The following is a 17,355-nucleotide window of genomic DNA, read 5'->3' on the forward strand; positions in this document are numbered from 1 at the left end:
GTGGGGTATTAAGGTCAAAAACTAAATTCAAAGTGTGCTTTAACCCGTTGCTTTGTATTTAAAACCTCCTCCCCCTTCGCAGGGGGAGGAGCAAAGACTAAAGCTCCAGAGCAATTAACTCTTCCACCGTCTGCCTGCGACGAATCAATCTCGGCACGCCATTCTCAAACAACACTTCCGGCAGCAGCGGTCGGGTGTTGTAGTTCGATGACATGGATGCGCCATAAGCCCCCGTGTCATGGAACACCAGATAATCGCCAATATTTACCGGTGGCAGCGGGAAGGTTTCAACGCCGCCGCCTGCCTGTTGGGTAAAGACATCGCCGGACTCACACAGCGGCCCCGCAATCACCGATTCAGTCAGCGGCTGCCCGCTGACATCGCGGCCATCGGCCGGTAACAGCGAAATATGGTGATAACTGCCGTACATCGCCGGACGCATCAGGTCGTTAAAGCCCGCATCACACAGCACGAAATGACGGCTGCCCATATTTTTCACCGCGCGTATTTGCGCCACCAGTACACCGGATTCTGCCACCAGGAAACGACCCGGTTCGATCTCCAGTTTAATTTCATGGCCAAGATGCGCGGCGATTTGCTCACGCGCACGGTTCCACAGGCCAAAGTAATGGCCGGTATCAATGGATTCTTCTTCAAAATGATAGGGAATCGACAGACCGCCACCGGCGGATATCGCTTCAATATCTTGTCCGGTTTCAATCACCTGACGCACCATCGCATCGCAAACCTGCTCAAGGTGACCGTAATCCACACCGGAACCGATATGCGTATGAATGCCCACCAGTTTCAGACCGTAACGGGCAATCTCCGCCAGTGCCTGCGGTAAATCGGCATACCAGATCCCGTGTTTACTGTTTTCACCGCCGGTATTGGTTTTCTGGCTGTGACCGTGACCAAAGCCCGGGTTAACGCGCAGCCACACCGGATGTCCGGCCTGGTGCTGACCAATCTGGCTGAGCATGTCGATGGAACCGGCGTTCACCGGAATATTCAGCGCGGTCACACGTTCCAGCGTCGGTTGATCCAGCACGTCAGCGGTAAACACAATCTCGCTGTCTTCGCCGCCCGGAATAAAACCGGCCACCAGTGCACGTTCAATTTCACCCAGAGAAACGGAATCGACCTTCACACCCTGCTCATGCATCAGGCGCAGAATATGAATATTAGAACAAGCTTTCTGCGCAAAACGAATGACGTCAAACTGGCGCAACTGCGCTATACGCTGTTTGATAATTGCAGCGTCATATGCCCACACAGGGCAGCCAAATTGTTGCGGCAGGGCCCGTAAATTCGCGGCGTTAAGTGCGGTGGACATGTCGTTCAGGGCGCGTGGCATAAGATTTTCCGTCAGGTGAATTCAGTCATATTTCCCTCAGTATGCCGCGTGGCGCAACACTGATAAAATATCTATTTCAGGCAAGTCTATTCATTTATGATATGGGTTACTGTCATCGTCCAGCGGATAAAACCATGCCAGCGATTTCCCTGCGCCATATCGAAATTTTCCATGCCGTAATGACCACTGGCAATCTGACCGAAGCCGCTGCGTTGCTCAATACGTCACAGCCAACAGTCAGCCGCGAGCTGGCACGCTGTGAAAAGTTACTGGATTTGCAATTGTTCGAACGCCTGCGCGGGCGGTTGTATCCGACCGTGCAGGGTTTACGGCTGTTTGAGGAAGTGCAGCGGTCATATTACGGGCTGGACAGGATCATCAGCGCGGCAGAAGGCATCCGCCAGTTTGAGCAGGCGCAGTTGTCGATCGCCTGCCTGCCGGTATTCAGCCAGTCGCTGTTGCCTGCGGTCTGCAAGCCGTTTCTCGACCGCTATCCTGAGGTCAGTTTCAATATCGTGCCACAAGAATCACCGCTGCTCGAAGAGTGGCTGTCGGCGCAGCGCCATGATTTAGGACTGACGGAAAACACTCAGACGCCCGCCGGGACCGAGCGGCAAACGCTGCTGACGCTGAATGAAGTCTGTGTGCTGCCAGCCGGACATCCACTGGCAGCCAAACCGCGCCTCACACCGCAGGATTTCAGCGGCCTGAATTTTATCAGTCTGTCAGCAACGGACAGTTACCGCCAGTTGCTGGATACGTTGTTTACGGAACAACAGGTTATGCGACGGCTGGTGATGGAAACCCACAGCGCCGCATCGGTATGCAGTATGGTAAGGGAAGGCGCGGGCGTCTCTATCGTCAACCCGCTGACTGCACTCGATTATGGTGACAACGGACTCGTCCTGCGGGAATTCAGCGTCGCCGTGCCGTTCACCGTCAGCCTGATAAGACCGTTGCACCGCCCCGCTTCCGCGCTGGTGAGCACCTTTATTGAGCACTGCCATCAGCAGGCGCAACGCTTCGCCGGGGATCTTGAGGCGGCGCTGATGCGCTGAGCCCAAACGTCAGGGCCACACCGGAGACATCCCACATGGCCCTGACGTTTTCAGCGGCAAAATTACACGGCCGCTTTTTTCACTTTCTTCGCCGCACGACGGAAAGTGATCACACACAATACGAAGCCGGTAGCGCCGAGTGCGCCCGCTGCCAGCGGCACGGTGCCCAGCCCCATTCCGCGTTCAATCACCGCGCCACCCACCCAGGCACCCAGGGCATTGCCGACATTAAAGGCTGCAATATTGAGGGTCGATACCAGGTTTGGCGCGTTTTTACCGTAAGTCACAACGTTGACCTGCAACGCCGGAACTGCCGCGAAATTCACCATCGCCCAGATAAACAGTGTGATTTCTGCCGCCACCAGATGAGCACTGGTGTAGCTGAACAACACGGAAAATATCGTGATCATCAGGAATGTCATGGTCAGCGAAATCCCCAGACGCCAGTCCGCCAGACGTCCGCCCAGCACGTTACCGATGGTAAGACCGAGGCCGATCAGCAGCAGCGTCCAGCTGACTCCATGTTCAGACACGCCGGTGATTTGTGTCAAAATCGGCGCGATATAAGTGAACAGCGCGAACATTGCCGCCGAAAAGAAAATAGTGATCGACAGCGACAGCCATAACCCCAGGCTGCCCAGCGCACGGATCTCCTTACGCAGATCAGTCGGCTCTTCTTCTTTCTTATCTGGCAGCTTCTTATAAAGCGCGAACAGCGATGCCACACCAATCACCGCCACTACCCAGAACGTTGAACGCCAGCCGAAAGCCTGTCCGAGCGCGGTACCGAGCGGAACGCCCAGCACGTTAGCCAGCGTCAGACCGGTGAACATCAGGGCCACCGCAGAGGCGCGGCGGTTAGGTGCCACCAGACTTGCCGCTACCACGGCGCCAATCCCGAAGAATGCGCCATGACACAGCGCAGTGATCACGCGTGCCAGCATCAGGAAACCGTAACTGTAGGACAGAGCGCACATCACGTTACCGACGATAAAGATGCTCATCAGCAGCAGCAGGGTTTTCTTGCGCGGCAGTTTCGCCGTCAGTACAGCCATGATCGGCGCGCCAATCGCTACGCCCAGTGCATATCCGCTGATTAACCAGCCTGCAGAAGGAATACTGACATGCAGATCCCCCGCCACGTTGGGGAGCAGCCCCATGATGACAAATTCGGTGGTACCGATGGCAAACGCGCTGAGCGCCAGTGCCAGAAGTGCGACAGGCATAAAAACTCCGGATATTTTTGTTATGGTTAAAGGCACCGGCATTGCGCCGGAAGGGCTTAAATACCACGTTGATCACACTTTTGACCAGACGCAGTCTGTGCCCTGAGCGCCTGAAACGCACCCGATATCCGCATAATTCTTTACATAACAAAAGATTATACAAAACACATTCAGACAAAAAAGGAACCGATTCCAGGGATTCAGCGGATCAATTTTTTTCTTCTTTCAGTGACAGCCAGCGCGGGTGGCTTTTAAACCACGCCACCAGAAAATCGAGCAATGCACGCAACGCGGCAGGCATTTGCCGCCGTGATGCGTAAATCGCATAAATTCCCATTCCCTGTGGCTGCCACTGACCCAGTAAGGTAACCAGTTGCCCGCTGGCAATCAGCGGGGCTGCCGAATAATAAGGTTGCATGACTATCCCCGCGCCCTCCACTGCGCCGGTCAGCAGCACCAGCGATTCGTTGGCGCTCAGATTTCCGCTCACCGGAATCGCAACCTTTTCGCCCTGGCGCTCAAACTGCCACAGGCTTTTGCCGAAATAGGTGTATGTCAGACAATTGTGAACCGCCAGATCCTGCGGATGTTGCGGTGTGCCCTGCGCGGCCAGATAAGCCGGGGACGCACAGACGATCGACGGACATTGTGCCAGGGGCCGGGCGATGAGATTGGGGTCCAGATCGTTAGTGATACGCAGCGCCATATCAATACGGTCTTCCACCAGATTGATCGCCCGGCTTTCCAGCTGAAGATCGATGCTCAACTGCGGATGTCGCCGCAAAAACTCGCTGACCGCAATCACCACGGCACCCTGTCCGAAAGACTGCGAACAACTCAGACGCAGCAACCCGCGTAACGCTTCATTTCCTGTATCCGCCACGCTGCCCATCTCGGCCGCTACCGACAGCATTTTCCGGCAGCGGGCCAGCGTATTTTCACCCGCATCCGTCAGACTAAGTTTGCGGGTGGAACGGTGCAGCAGGCGTGCGCCCGACCACTTTTCCATCTCCGAAAGATAACGCGTCACCATCGCCCGCGACATATTCAGCGATTCGGCAGCACTGACCATGCTTCCGCGTTCAACAATGGCAACAAACACTTGTGCAGCGGTAATTCTGTCCATGATTCGTCCGGTTTATGCAACAAACAGTTGCACATTATCCGGTTTTTCCTGCGGATTATGCAACGTACAGTAGATGCTTACTGAATGTGATTATTTATACCTCTGAGGAAATCCCATGCATCTGAAACATCTGACGTTACTCGCCGCCCTGCTGGGCAGCAGCCTGTCTGCTCATGCCGCCAGCGCACTGAAAATGGACGTTTACAACCCCGGTGAAAAAAGCGCTTTCCCGGTTTCCTCTGAAATTATTACCGGGGACAAAGAAGCGGTGCTGATCGACGCCCAGTTCCAGCGCAATGATGCAGAGAAACTGGTGGAGATGATCAAAGCTACCGGCAAAAAACTGACTACCGTGTACATCAGCCAGTCCGATCCGGATTATTACTTCGGGCTGGACGTCATTCACGCCGCCTTCCCGGAAGCAAAAATCATCGCCACGCAGGCCACCGTCAATCAGATCAACGCCAGCAAAGACGGCAAGGTCGCTTTTTGGGGCCCGCAACTTAAAGACAACGCGCCAAAATCTGTCGTGGTTCCCGAGCCACTGAAAGGGAAAACGTTTGAACTGGAAGGTCATAAATTTGAAGTGAAGGGGGTGAACGCAGAGCGGACATTTGTGTGGATCCCGTCGCTGAAAGCGGTAGCGGGCGGCGTGCTGGTCAATGGTAATAACACGCATGTCTGGACAGCAGATACGCAGACGCCGAAATCCCGTCAACAGTGGGTAGAAACGCTTGATGAAATCACCGGTCTGCATCCGCAAGTGGTGGTGCCGGGCCATTTCCTGCCAGGTGCGCCGGATAGCGTGGAGTCGGTGAAATTTACCCGTCAGTATCTGCTGACGCTGGAAAAAGAATTACCGAAAGCGAAAGATTCCGCCGCACTTATTGCTGCAATGAAAAAACATTACCCGCAGCTTAAAGAAGAATCCTCTTTAGACCTGAGCGCAAAAGTATTGAAAGGTGAAATGAAGTGGCCGCAATGAATATAAACTGAGCCGGCGCTCTCTTCTGCTAAAGGCATACATCGATCGGCTCCTCCCTGCGAAGGGGAGGAGCGCAAAACCAATTAGCCTGGTTTGCTCTTTCTGATACTTACTGCGTCACCCGCACAAATTCGCCTTCGGCCTGCACGTTGTGACCAAAACCGCAGTCACCGGTGGTGTGAAGTTTAACGCTCTGTGGCGCAAAGTTCATGTCAACGCTGCACTCGTCACCCGCAGCGGAGGCGTCGTCGGTTTCATGATAAACCGCGTGGTTATCTTTAATGGCCGTCACCACGGAAAACTCTCCTATGTTCGGGCCATAGTAGAGCGACATTTGCCCCATATATAAGCCGCTGAAATCAATTTTGAACTGTGCCTCTTCGGCTTTCACTTCAACGATATTCCAGCTGCCAAAGCCCGCATATTGCCAGTAAATCCCTGCCGGGCTTTCCGCTGGCGGCAAGGCATCCAGTTTTGGCTGTATCAGACTCAGGTTGTATTGTGATTTTTTGTCAGCAGGCGCCAGCAACAGCCAGGCTTTGGCTTTCAGATAATCGCCCTGCTTTATGTAGGTCAGCGCAATGTTGTTGTAGGCCGTGGCGATCTGATCCTGCGGCTTATGGCAAAACTCGCTCCAGGCGACCTGATTACGGAAAATCTCCCGGGCTTTGCCCATCTCGCCCTGCTGGTAAGCCACTTTTCCGGCAGCGGCATAAATCCCGGCTTTAACACAATCGGCGCTGATATCCGGTTCATCAATCTGAGCCAACGCCTGAACACTGGTAAAACATCCTGCCACCAGCAGTAAATTCACTGCGACTTTCATCAAACATCCTTCTACTTTTGTGGTCTACAGAGCTTCGTGCTGGAAAAACATCCTTACAAGTGGCTCATTGCCCTATCGCACTGAGCCACTCATTCTGGGATGATTGGTTTTACAACATATCGATTACACATGGCAATTATGACTAAAAAACCTGGGAAATCGGCGCAATGGGGCGCCGTCTGGCAGTTAATTAAGCCTTACTGGCGCTCAGAAGAAAAGTGGCGTGCCTGGGGCATGTTGACCACTATCATCATCCTTTCACTGGCCGGCGTGTACCTCAGCGTACAGTTTAACGAATGGAACCGTGTCTTTTATGACGCGCTGCAAAACAGAAACTATCCGGTTTTCAAAGCCCAGTTGTGGAAATTTACCTGGCTGGCGCTGCTGTTTATCGTCATTGCCATCTACCGGGTTTACCTGACGCAAGGCCTGCAAATGAGCTGGCGGCGCTGGATGACAGAAGAGTATATGGAGAAGTGGCTGACCAATCACGCCTATTATTACACGGAGCATCAGCACCAGGTGGATAACCCCGATCAGCGTATTTCCGACGACCTGAATGCCCTGACCAGCGGGACTCTTTCTCTGGTGCTCGGTCTGCTGTCGAGCGTGGTGACGCTGTTCTCCTTCGTGTTCATTTTGTGGTCCATCAGCGGGCCGCTGAATTTTATGCTGGCAGGCCATCATTTTGAAATCCCCGGCTATATGCTGTGGTTTGCCCTGCTGTATGCCGCCGTGGGTTCCTTTATCATCTGGTATATCGGTAAGCCCCTGGTAAAACTCGGGTTTAATCAGGAATGGTTTGAGGCTAACTTCCGTTTTGGCCTGATTCGTATTCGGGAAAACAGCGACGCTATCGCGTTATATCATGGCGAGAAAAACGAGCACGACCAGCTGACGGGCAAGTTTGAGTCCATCAAAACCAACTGGTGGTCAATCATGCGCGTCACCCGTCGCCTGAATGTCGCGTCCAACTTTTACGCCCAGTTTGCCAATATCTTCCCGATACTGGTGGCGTCACCGCGCTATTTCTCCGGCGCGATCCAGATGGGTGCCCTGATGCAGATTGCCTCAGCATTCGGTCAGGTACAGGGCGCGCTGTCCTGGTTCATCGATGCCTTTACCGATCTGGCAAACTGGAAAGCCACCGTTAACCGCCTTGCCGGTTTCAATGCGGCAATCGATCAGGTTAACGCTCAGCCGCGCGGGATCAGTGTAGGCACCAGTACCCGACACGCCTTACAGCTTGATCAACTGACACTAAACCTGCCGAACGGTAATCCGCTGTTTTGTAATATTTCTGCTGCCATGCAACCGGGCGAACGTGTGCTGATTGCCGGGCCGTCCGGCTGTGGTAAATCAACGCTGTTGCGCGCGATTGCCGGTATCTGGCCTTACGGTTCGGGCAATATTACACTGGCGGAAGGTAAACGTTATCTGTTCCTGCCACAGCGCAGTTATATTCCAATTGGCACATTGCGCGATGCGCTCAGTTATCCTGACGCCAGCCGTGAATATACGGATGAACAGTTGCAACAGGTACTGACACAATGTCGCCTGTCGCATCTGGCGGCGGTAGAAATTCTGGATGATTACGCCAACTGGAGCCAGCGCCTTTCGCCAGGGGAACAACAGCGGCTCTCCTTTGCCCGTGCGCTGTTGATTAAACCCGATACGCTGTTCCTCGACGAAGCCACCAGTGCACTGGATGACGAAACCGAACAACAGGTATACGCTCTGCTGCTGAGCGAATTGCCGGACACTTCGGTTATCAGTGTGGCGCACCGGAATTCGGTCGCGAAATACCATCAACACTGCTGGCGTTTCAAAAATCAGGAAAATGGCCCGTGCGGATTCACTTCCACTGCGCTGTTGCCTGAATAACGCCTGATTCCGGCGAAAAGGTTTCAAAATGCACAAAGGTTGCTGATGTCAGCAACCTTTCTTTTTTGTGTGTGCTGAAACCCATTTCGGACAGAAAACCAACAGAGTGGCTGGCTGATTTGTATAGCTGACCATACAATTATTCTTAAGTTAAATTTACAATGATCGGAGGTAAGAATTAATGAAGATAGATAAAAATTCGTTCACACCACTTTATCTGCAAATTGAGCAGCAACTTACCGAAAAAATAAGCACCGGCGAAATCCGCCCCGGTGATCCGATCCCGACCGAAGCGGCTATGTGTGAAATCTATGGCGTATCGCGTATGACCGCGCGAAAAGCGGTGGATTATCTGGTGCGTCAGGGGCGTGTAGCCCGTTTTCGCGGTCGGGGCACCTTTGTGGTTGCCCCACCGCAACAACAGAAAATTATTTTGCCGCTCGACCGGCATCTCACTGCCAGCGAAGTCGCCCGGGAAAATAACCAGCGGATTGAAAATCAGGTGCAGGAATTTCGCCGTATGCCGGCCAGTGAAGACATCGCCCGCGAGCTGAATGTTCCGGCAGGTACTGAAGTTTACTTTATGATCCGCCTGCGTCTGCTCGGTGATGAGCCGTTTGTGTATGAACAATGCTGGATGCTGTGCGACCGGTTCCCGGATATCACCCGCGCTGCCATGACCTCGTCAAAATATGCTTATATCCGCTCGAAAGGTTTCCAGCCTGCGGGCAGCACCAAACTGATTTCAGCAGAACTGCCATCTAACGAGATACGTCTCGCACTGAACCTGTCACGCGACCAGCCGGTACTGCATTCCCACGCAATTGTGTCGTTCACCGACGGCACGCTGTTTGAAGTATCAGATGTCTACTACAACCAGAAAAACTATGGCTTCAGCGTCCATGCCAAAGTTAAAGCTTAAGAGCCGTCAGGCAATGCCCGACAACTCTGCTTTCACCAGATTCGCCACCTGTTCAACCTGCGGGCCATAAATCACATGCACGTCCGTGTCGGTGATGCGTTTCACCCCCATCGCGCCGGTTTTCATTAATGTGCCATCCTGTATCTGAGCCATATCTTTCACCTTCACGCGCAGACGGGTGAAACAGCAGTCGACCGCCGTAATATTGCCCTCGCCGCCCAGTCCGATGATAATATTTTTGGTTTTTTCGCCCGTGCCCTGCGCCGGTTTTGCACGTTCTTCGGCATCATTTTCATCCTCACGCCCCGGCGTTTTTATCTGCATTCGCAGAATCACCCAGCGGAAAGAGAAGTAATACAGTGGCGCGTAGATGATGCCGAGGATCAGCGGATACCACCAGTGCGTGCGGCTGCCACCGAGCACACCGAAGATCAGGAAGTCGATCGCCCCGCCCTGCACGTTACCGATCATCACATGCAGCATTTGCATTAATACGAACGACAAACCGGTCAGCACCGCGTGCAGGATATACAGAACCGGCGAGACGAAAATAAAGCAAAACTCGAGGGGTTCAGTAATCCCGGTGGTAAACGACGCCAGCCCACCTGCCAGCATCAGAGCTTTCACGCGGCCTTTATGTTCCGGACGCGCGCAGTGATACATCGCCAGCGCTGCCGCCGGCAGGCCGAACATCATTACCGGGATTTTCCCCTGCGCCAGGAAGCGCGTTGCCTGCTGCGTGACGGCATCAGGGATCAGGCCCGGATTTGCCAGTGCGGCATTAAAGATATTCAGCGCCCCGACAATGCTCTGGTTATCCACCGTAGTCACGCCGCCAATTGGCGTAAAGCGCACGGTTTCATTGATAATGTGATGCAAGCCGGTTGGGATCAGCAAACGTTCTGACGTGGCATAAATAAAGGTACCGATCTCCCCGGTACGCCCGATCAGTTCGCCGATCCACTGGATCCCCTGCGCAATCGTCGGCCAGATCAGCGACATCAGCACGCCGACGACCGGCAGCACCAGCACGGTCACAATCGGTACAAAACGCCGCCCGCCAAAAAACGCGATCGCCGTCGGCAGCACGATGGTATAGAAGCGGTTGTGCAGCCACATCGTGATCAGCCCGACCAGCACCCCGCCCAGCACACTCATGTTGTAGGTAAAGATCCCCAGTGTGTTGGTGAATTCCGCGGCGTAAATCATCGCGTCACTTTCGGTCATACCCTTCGCTGTCAGTTTGGCGACGGTAATGGTTTCCGGGGTAATATTCTGGGCAAGCAGGCTGTAATTAACCCCGACATGCAGGCCGACAAAGCCGATCACTGCGGAAAAGGCCGCCGTGGCCTTCTCTGCATTGGCCAGCCCCATGGCCGTTGCAACCGCAAAAAATAGCGGCAGGTTGGCAAACAGCGCACCCGACACCTGACGGATAAAGCCGATCACCAGTTGCAATGTTTTCATCTGAGTGAAGGTTTCACCGGTGACCGCCGGGTTCTGCAATGCAGCTGCAAGACCTAAAAAAATCCCGGCGGCGGCAATTACCGAGATAGGCGTCATCAGGGCTTTCCCCAGATCATGTATCTTGCTGCCAAGTTTTATCATCTGTCTTCCCTCAACTCGCTGGCTAAAAATAAACCGTTAATTGAGTTAAGTCACAGAATGTATAGTTGTATAGACATAGCAGTCAGGAGTATGAAAGGGATCACAGTTTTGCGGGAGGAAAGCAGGTGTGGAGGTAAAACAAAAAAAAGCCCACATCGGACTGTGGGCGCTGGGGTTGCAACTGGCCGCTGTTCAGAACGGCTGGCAACAAGCAAATGTGAGAACTGCTCGCTCTCGGCCTTTAAGATAATGGCAGTTGCCCGGATCCCGGCGTCTTTTCTTGTAAGTGGCAGGTTAAAATGTATAAATTTGTTTGATTTGCATCACACTTTTTTAACACCTAACAATTCATTCACTTTTAGAATATTCAACTGGAAATTATTCTTACAACCCATTAGTTAGTTTACTAAGTAACAAGTTTATTGCTATTTCACACTGCACGAAAAGATTAAAACCCCATAACAATAAGGGGTTATATAGCAACATCATCCTCATGTTTTGAAATATAGAAACATAGGTGATGACAATATGCTTACACAGAGAAATCAGGCGCTCTCGTATAGTAGAGGACTTGTTGAGAATGGTTGTTCTCAATTCCCCCAAAAGAGTGAATTCTATGCGCCTGAAGTTACTTTCTGTCAGTACAGTGCTACTGCTTTGTGCATGTGACGGGACCGCCAGCTCTGCTTCTCCGGCAGTGCAGGTTCCTGCGGTAAATGTCATTACTTTGCACAGCCAGCCCGTTACCCTCACGACCAGCCTGCCCGGCCGCACCACTGCCGTACGCAGCGCAGAAGTCCGGCCGCAGGTGAATGGTGTGATCCAAAAACGCCTGTTTGTGGAAGGCAGTGAAGTCAAAGCCGGTCAGCAACTTTATCAGATTGATCCGTCAACCTATCAGGCGGCGTTTGACCGCGCCATGGCGACCTGGAAAAGCGCCGATGCGACAGCCCGCCGTTACAAGCCGCTGGTTGATGCGCAGGCCGTCAGCCGTCAGCAATATGACGATGCCGTGGCTGCTGAACGCGAAGCCGCAGCGGATGTCGAAACCGCCCGCGTCAATCTGCAATACACCAAAGTATACGCGCCGATCTCCGGCCACATTGGCCGCTCGGTGTATACCGAAGGTGCACTGGTTACCAGCGGCCAGACGGCGTCTCTGACCACCATCGATCAGCTCAATCCTATTTATGTCGATGTGAACGAATCCTCGCAGGACTTACTGAAACTGCGCCGCGCGCTGGCTTCCGGTAAGTTGCAAAGCGCCGGTGAAAATGCGGCACGGGCCACCCTGACGCTGGAGGACGGCAGCAAATATCCCCTGCCGGGCAAACTGGAATTCTCTGAAGTCACCGTGTCGCAAAGCACCGGTTCCGTTATTTTGCGTGCCTCCTTCCCGAACCCGCACGATGAACTGCTGCCGGGCATGTTTGTACACGCCCAGCTGCAACAAGGTATTGATGAAAAAGGTCTTCTGGTGCCACAGGAAGCCATCATGCATGACGTAAAAGGCTCGCCGTATGTGTACGTGGTGAAAGCGGATAACAGCGTCGAGCAGCGCGCCATCACCACCGGTCAGATGATGAACGGTAACTGGTTAGTGAATCAGGGACTCAACGATGGCGACAAAGTCATTACCGATGGGTTACAGAACGTCAGACCAGGCGCCAAAGTCAACGCCACCGAGCGTAAAGCCAGTGCCCCTGCCGAACAGGCTAATCTCGCGATGACCGATCCTTCCGCGCAATAGGTGAGCTGAATGTCTACTTTCTTTATTAACCGCCCCATATTCGCCTGGGTTGTCGCCATCGTCATTATGATCGCCGGTGCGCTGTCAATCATGAAACTGCCGATCAACCAGTACCCGAATATCGCGCCTCCGGCGATTTCCGTCAGTGTCACCTACCCGGGTGCGTCAGCGGAAACGGCTCAGAACACGGTGGTTCAGGTTATTGAACAGCAACTGAACGGGCTGGATAACCTGCGCTATATCGAATCGCAAAGTAACAGCGATGGCAGTGCTACCATTATTGCCACCTTTGATCAGGGCACTAACCCGGATATTGCGCAGGTTCAGGTACAAAACAAAGTGTCTCTGGCCGAATCACAACTGCCAACCGAAGTGGTTAATCAGGGGATCCGTATTGCCAAATACCAGGCCAACTTCATGCTGCTGGTCAGCCTGATTGCGACTGACGGTAAAATGAGTAACTCGGATCTGAGTAACCTGTTGGTGACCAAACTCGAAGACCCGATTGTGCGTACCAAAGGCGTCGGTGACTTCCTGATGCTCGGTTCAGAATACGCGATGCGTATCTGGCTCGATCCGGCAAAACTGTATAAATATAAGCTGATCCCAAGTGATGTCAGCGCAGCGATTGAAGCGCAAAACGTGCAGGTGTCGTCCGGCTCCCTCGGCGGCCTGCCGACGGTAAAAGACAGCAAACTCAGTGCCACTATCATCGGTAAAACCCGTTTTGACAGCATTAATCAGTTTAAAAATGTGCTGCTGAAGGTGAATGCCGACGGCTCTCAGGTACGCCTCAGCGATGTCGGGAATGTGGATTTGGGACCGGAAAGTTATTCGATTTCCTCCACCTTTAACGGCAAACCGTCAACTGCTATCGCCCTGCGTCTGGCAAGCGGCGCGAACGTGCTGGACACCGACAGAGCAGTAAGACAAACCATCGCCGGGCTGAAAGACTCTCTGCCAGCCAACGTAAAAGTCGAGTTCCCGTACCAGACCGCGCCGGTAGTCAGCGCCTCAATCGAGGAAGTGGTAAAAACGTTGCTCGAAGCCATCGTGCTGGTGTTTTGTGTCATGTTGCTGTTCCTGCAAAACCTGCGTGCGACACTGGTGACCACGCTGGTGGTGCCGGTGGTTCTGCTCGGGACATTCGGTATTCTGGCAGCTGCGGGGTATTCCATTAACACCCTGACCATGTTCGGGATGGTACTGGCGATCGGCCTGCTGGTGGATGACGCCATCGTGGTGGTGGAAAACGTCGAACGTGTGATGACGGAAGAAAAGCTCTCGCCAAAAGACGCCACGATTAAGTCGATGAAACAAATTCAGGGCGCGCTGTTTGGTATCGCACTCGTTCTGTCTGCCGTCCTGGTGCCAATGGCCTTCTTCGGTGGCTCGACCGGGATCATCTACCGTCAGTTCTCCATCACCATTGTGTCTGCCATGGCGCTTTCGGTGCTGATGGCGCTGATTTTCACCCCGGCACTGTGTGCCACTATCATCCGGCACAATGACGAAGAGAAAGCCAAAAGCGGTTTTGCGGGCTGGTTTAACCGTAACTTCGATAAAGGTGCGATGCGCTACACCGCAGCCGTCGGCACGGTGATCTCCCGCCGTCGTCTGTTTTTGGGTCTCTACCTGCTGATTGTCATCGCCACCGGTTTTATGTTCACACGCGTGCCGACCACCTTTCTGCCGGATGAAGATCAGGCTGTGATGTTTGTTCAGGCGACATTGCCCGCCAATGCCTCAGCAGAACGGACCCAGCAGGTGCTGGATAATGTCCGCGAATATCTGTTGAAACAGGAAAGCGGTATTGTCTCCTCGGTGTTTACCGCCAACGGTTTCAGCTTCGCCGGGCGGGGTCAGAACGTCGGCATTGCGTTCGTGCAGTTGAAAACCTGGGCAGACCGTCCAGGTGCCGCGCAAAAAGTCCAGGCGCTGGCCGGTCGTGCGATGGCGCATTTCGCCACTATCAAAGACGCCCGTGTGTTTGCTTTCGTTCCGCCAGCGGTTATGGAACTGGGTAATGCCACCGGGTTCGACTTCTTCCTGCAAGACACTGACGGCAAGGGGCATGAAGCGCTGATGGCCGCGCGTAACCAGTTCCTGCAACTGGCCTCGCAGGACAAACGTCTGATGGCGGTGCGTCCGAACGGGATGGAAGATGAACCGCAATATCAGCTGGAAATTGACGATGAGCGCGCGCAGGCGCTGGGTCTGAGCCTCGACGACATCAACAACACGCTGTCTGCGGCCTGGGGTTCAGCGTATGTGAATCAGTTCATGTATAACAACCGCGTGAAGCGTGTTTATATCCAGGGTAAGGCGGCTTCCCGCGTCACGCCTGAAGATTTGAATAACTGGTATTTCCGTAATTCCAGCGGCGATATGGTGCCATGGAGCGCCTTCGGCAGTGGCAAATGGGTGTACGGATCCCCGCGTTATGAGCGTTTTAACGGCGTGTCTTCCGTTGAACTGATGGGTTCGCCGGCACCGGGCTACAGCTCAGGTGATGCCAACGAGGCAGTGATGGAAATCGCGGCCAAACTGCCGCCGGGTTATAAAGTGGCCTGGCACGGTCTGAGCTATGAAGAGAAGCTTTCCGGCTCACAAACACCGGCGCTTTACAGTCTGTCAATGATCGTGGTGTTCCTGTGTCTGGCGGCGCTGTACGAGAGCTGGTCAATTCCGTTCTCCGTCATGCTGGTGGTACCGCTGGGGATTTTAGGCACCATCGGCGCCGTGCTGCTGCGCGGGCTGTCGAACGACGTCTTCTTCCAGGTCGGCCTGCTGACAACCGTCGGGCTGGCGGCGAAGAATGCCATATTGATTGTCGAGTTCGCCAAAGAGTTGCATGAGAACGAAGGGATGTCGGTGACTCAGGCGGCCATGGAAGCGGCCAAGCTGCGTATCCGGCCGATCATCATGACCTCAATGGCGTTTATTCTCGGCGTATTCCCGCTGACCATTTCCAGCGGTGCGGGTGCGGGCAGCCAGCATTCCATCGGGACGGCGGTGGTCGGCGGTATGCTCACCGCCACCTTCCTGGCCATTTTCTTCGTGCCAATGTTCTACGTCACGGTGGTGAATCTGTTCACCCGCAAATCGAAAAAACACGATAAGGCGCTTCCTGCACCCGAGGCCACACACCATGAATAAACCGCATTTCGCGCTCTCGCTTGTCAGCGCGTTTTCACTCACCCTGCTGGCGGGCTGTACCCTGGAACCTGATTATCAGCGCCCTGCACTGCCGGTCGCCAGCAACTGGGACAGTGCTTCCCCTGGCGCGGCACAGGATATCGGCTGGAAAGCGTTCTTCAATCAACCGGCGATGAATCAGCTGATTGGCATGTCACTGGCTAACAACCGCGACCTGCGGGTTGCGGCGTTAAACGTGGATACCGCGCGCGCTACCTTCCGGATTGACCGCGCCGCCCTGCTGCCGACGCTCAACGCCGGTGCCAGTGAAACCAACCAGCATCTGCCGGGCGGATTGTATTCAACACAAAGCACCGGACCGGTGACGTATCAGCAATACAGTGCCAATCTGGGCGTGACGTCTTATGAGGTTGACCTGTTTGGCCGCTTACGCAGCCTGCGCGATCAGGGGCTGGAGACTTACCTGGCGACAGAAGCCACGCAGCGCGCGACGCAAATCTCGCTGGTGTCTGAAGTGGCTTCCGGTTATCTGAGTCTGGCGGCGGATAACGATTTGCTGAAACTGGCAATCAGCACCGCCGGCAGTCAGGAAAAATCTTACGAACTCACCAAACACAGCTATGATGCCGGCATCGACACCTCACAGGATCTGGTGCAGGCCGAAACCACGGTGCGTGCGGCACAGGCTGATATCGCCCAGTACACACGTCAGGTGCGTCAGGACGTCAACGCGCTGACCCTGCTGGTCGGCACCACCATCCCCCAGAGTTTGCTGGCGAACGCCACCCTGCAACAGGACTGGAAATTCCCGCAGACACCGGCCGGTTTGCCCTCTGATCTGCTGACCCGCCGTCCGGATATTATTTCCGCTGAACATACGCTGAAAGCCGCTAACGCCAATATCGGCGCGGCGCGGGCGGCGTTCTTCCCGAGCATCACGCTGACCGGCACGGCAGGCACAGAAAGCGGCAGCCTGAGTAAACTGTTCGATGGCGGTACCGGCGCATGGTCATTTATGCCTTCGGTTAACATCCCGATCTTCGACGGCGGCGTGAATCAGGCCAATCTTGACATCGCGAAGGACACCAAAAAAATTGATATCGCTAACTATGAGAAAGCGATTCAGACGGCGTTCAAGGAAGTGTCCGACGGCTTAGCCGGTCAGGCGACTTACAAAGACGAACTGCTGGCCCGCCAGCAGGACGCCGACGCCAACCAGCGTAACTACGATCTGTCGCAGATGCGCTTCAAAGGCGGTGTCGACAATTACCTCAGCGTACTGGTCGCACAGCGCTCCCTGTATTCTGCTCAGCAAACGCTGATCACCACACAACTTGCCCAACTGAATCAGGACATCAGTTTGTATAAAGCTCTGGGGGGCGGCTGGAAGGAGTGAGTGTTTGAGTCAATGGAAACGCCGACGGGAGTCGGCGTTTTTGTTTTTAAGCCGGAGA

12 protein-coding genes are annotated in these 17,355 nt (G+C 54.2%); 7 read left to right on the forward strand and 5 right to left on the reverse strand.

Annotated elements, in window-relative coordinates:
* Nucleotides 1-97: 97 nt before the first annotated feature.
* Entirely contained in the window at nt 98-1,357 is a 1,260-nt protein-coding gene (lysA, locus tag J1781_RS02720; protein WP_217233179.1) for a diaminopimelate decarboxylase, read from the reverse strand.
* Nucleotides 1,358-1,491: 134 nt separating this feature from the next.
* On the opposite strand from lysA, the gene J1781_RS02725 reads away from it, so the two are divergent.
* Nucleotides 1,492-2,415, forward strand: a complete 924-nt coding sequence (locus tag J1781_RS02725; RefSeq protein ID WP_217219228.1) for a LysR family transcriptional regulator — start codon at nt 1,492-1,494, stop codon at nt 2,413-2,415.
* Between the two features lie 62 nt (nt 2,416-2,477).
* On the opposite strand, the gene J1781_RS02730 is transcribed toward J1781_RS02725, so the two are convergent.
* Together J1781_RS02730 and J1781_RS02735 are read right to left on the reverse strand one after the other, a co-directional pair.
* Nucleotides 2,478-3,641, reverse strand: coding sequence for an MFS transporter (locus tag J1781_RS02730; RefSeq protein ID WP_129954925.1), 1,164 nt, complete (start codon nt 3,639-3,641; stop codon nt 2,478-2,480).
* A 208-nt stretch (nt 3,642-3,849) separates the two neighbouring features.
* Nucleotides 3,850-4,767 carry a LysR family transcriptional regulator gene (locus J1781_RS02735; RefSeq protein ID WP_129954924.1) on the reverse strand — a complete coding sequence of 306 codons (918 nt, stop codon included), beginning with the start codon at nt 4,765-4,767 and terminating at the stop codon, nt 3,850-3,852.
* Between the two features lie 115 nt (nt 4,768-4,882).
* Between J1781_RS02735 and J1781_RS02740 the strand changes: the two genes are divergently transcribed.
* The gene (locus J1781_RS02740) at nt 4,883-5,752 is read left to right on the forward strand and encodes an MBL fold metallo-hydrolase (RefSeq protein WP_129954923.1); all 870 of its coding nucleotides are present in this window, start codon (nt 4,883-4,885) and stop codon (nt 5,750-5,752) included.
* Between the two features lie 109 nt (nt 5,753-5,861).
* Here J1781_RS02740 and J1781_RS02745 read toward each other — a convergent pair whose 3' ends face one another.
* On the reverse strand, nt 5,862-6,578 hold the full coding sequence (locus J1781_RS02745) for a tetratricopeptide repeat protein (RefSeq protein WP_129954922.1): 717 nt from the start codon (nt 6,576-6,578) through the stop codon (nt 5,862-5,864).
* A 129-nt stretch (nt 6,579-6,707) separates the two neighbouring features.
* On the opposite strand from J1781_RS02745, the gene J1781_RS02750 reads away from it, so the two are divergent.
* On the forward strand, nt 6,708-8,462 hold the full coding sequence (locus J1781_RS02750; protein WP_129954921.1) for an ABC transporter ATP-binding protein/permease: 1,755 nt from the start codon (nt 6,708-6,710) through the stop codon (nt 8,460-8,462).
* Nucleotides 8,463-8,643: 181 nt separating this feature from the next.
* A complete protein-coding gene (locus tag J1781_RS02755; protein ID WP_129954920.1) occupies nt 8,644-9,384 on the forward strand; it encodes a GntR family transcriptional regulator in 741 nt (246 codons plus the stop codon).
* 6 nt (nt 9,385-9,390) lie between these two features.
* Here the strand turns inward: J1781_RS02755 and J1781_RS02760 are convergent, their stop codons facing one another.
* A complete protein-coding gene (locus J1781_RS02760; RefSeq protein WP_129954919.1) occupies nt 9,391-10,992 on the reverse strand; it encodes a PTS transporter subunit EIIC in 1,602 nt (533 codons plus the stop codon).
* 616 nt (nt 10,993-11,608) lie between these two features.
* Between J1781_RS02760 and J1781_RS02765 the strand changes: the two genes are divergently transcribed.
* The 3 genes from J1781_RS02765 to J1781_RS02775 are packed head-to-tail and all read left to right on the forward strand — an operon-like array spanning nt 11,609 to nt 17,297.
* Nucleotides 11,609-12,742: an efflux RND transporter periplasmic adaptor subunit gene (locus J1781_RS02765; RefSeq protein WP_217156809.1), complete on the forward strand. Its 1,134-nt coding sequence runs from the start codon at nt 11,609-11,611 to the stop codon at nt 12,740-12,742.
* A gap of 9 nt (nt 12,743-12,751) precedes the next feature.
* Entirely contained in the window at nt 12,752-15,901 is a 3,150-nt protein-coding gene (locus J1781_RS02770; RefSeq protein WP_217233180.1) for an efflux RND transporter permease subunit, read from the forward strand.
* Entirely contained in the window at nt 15,894-17,297 is a 1,404-nt protein-coding gene (locus tag J1781_RS02775) for an efflux transporter outer membrane subunit (protein ID WP_129954916.1), read from the forward strand. The genes J1781_RS02770 and J1781_RS02775 overlap by 8 nt, the downstream gene beginning before the upstream one ends.
* Nucleotides 17,298-17,355: the final 58 nt, after the last annotated feature.

This window comes from Rahnella perminowiae, from assembly GCF_019049695.1.
Lineage (GTDB): Bacteria > Pseudomonadota > Gammaproteobacteria > Enterobacterales > Enterobacteriaceae > Rahnella > Rahnella perminowiae.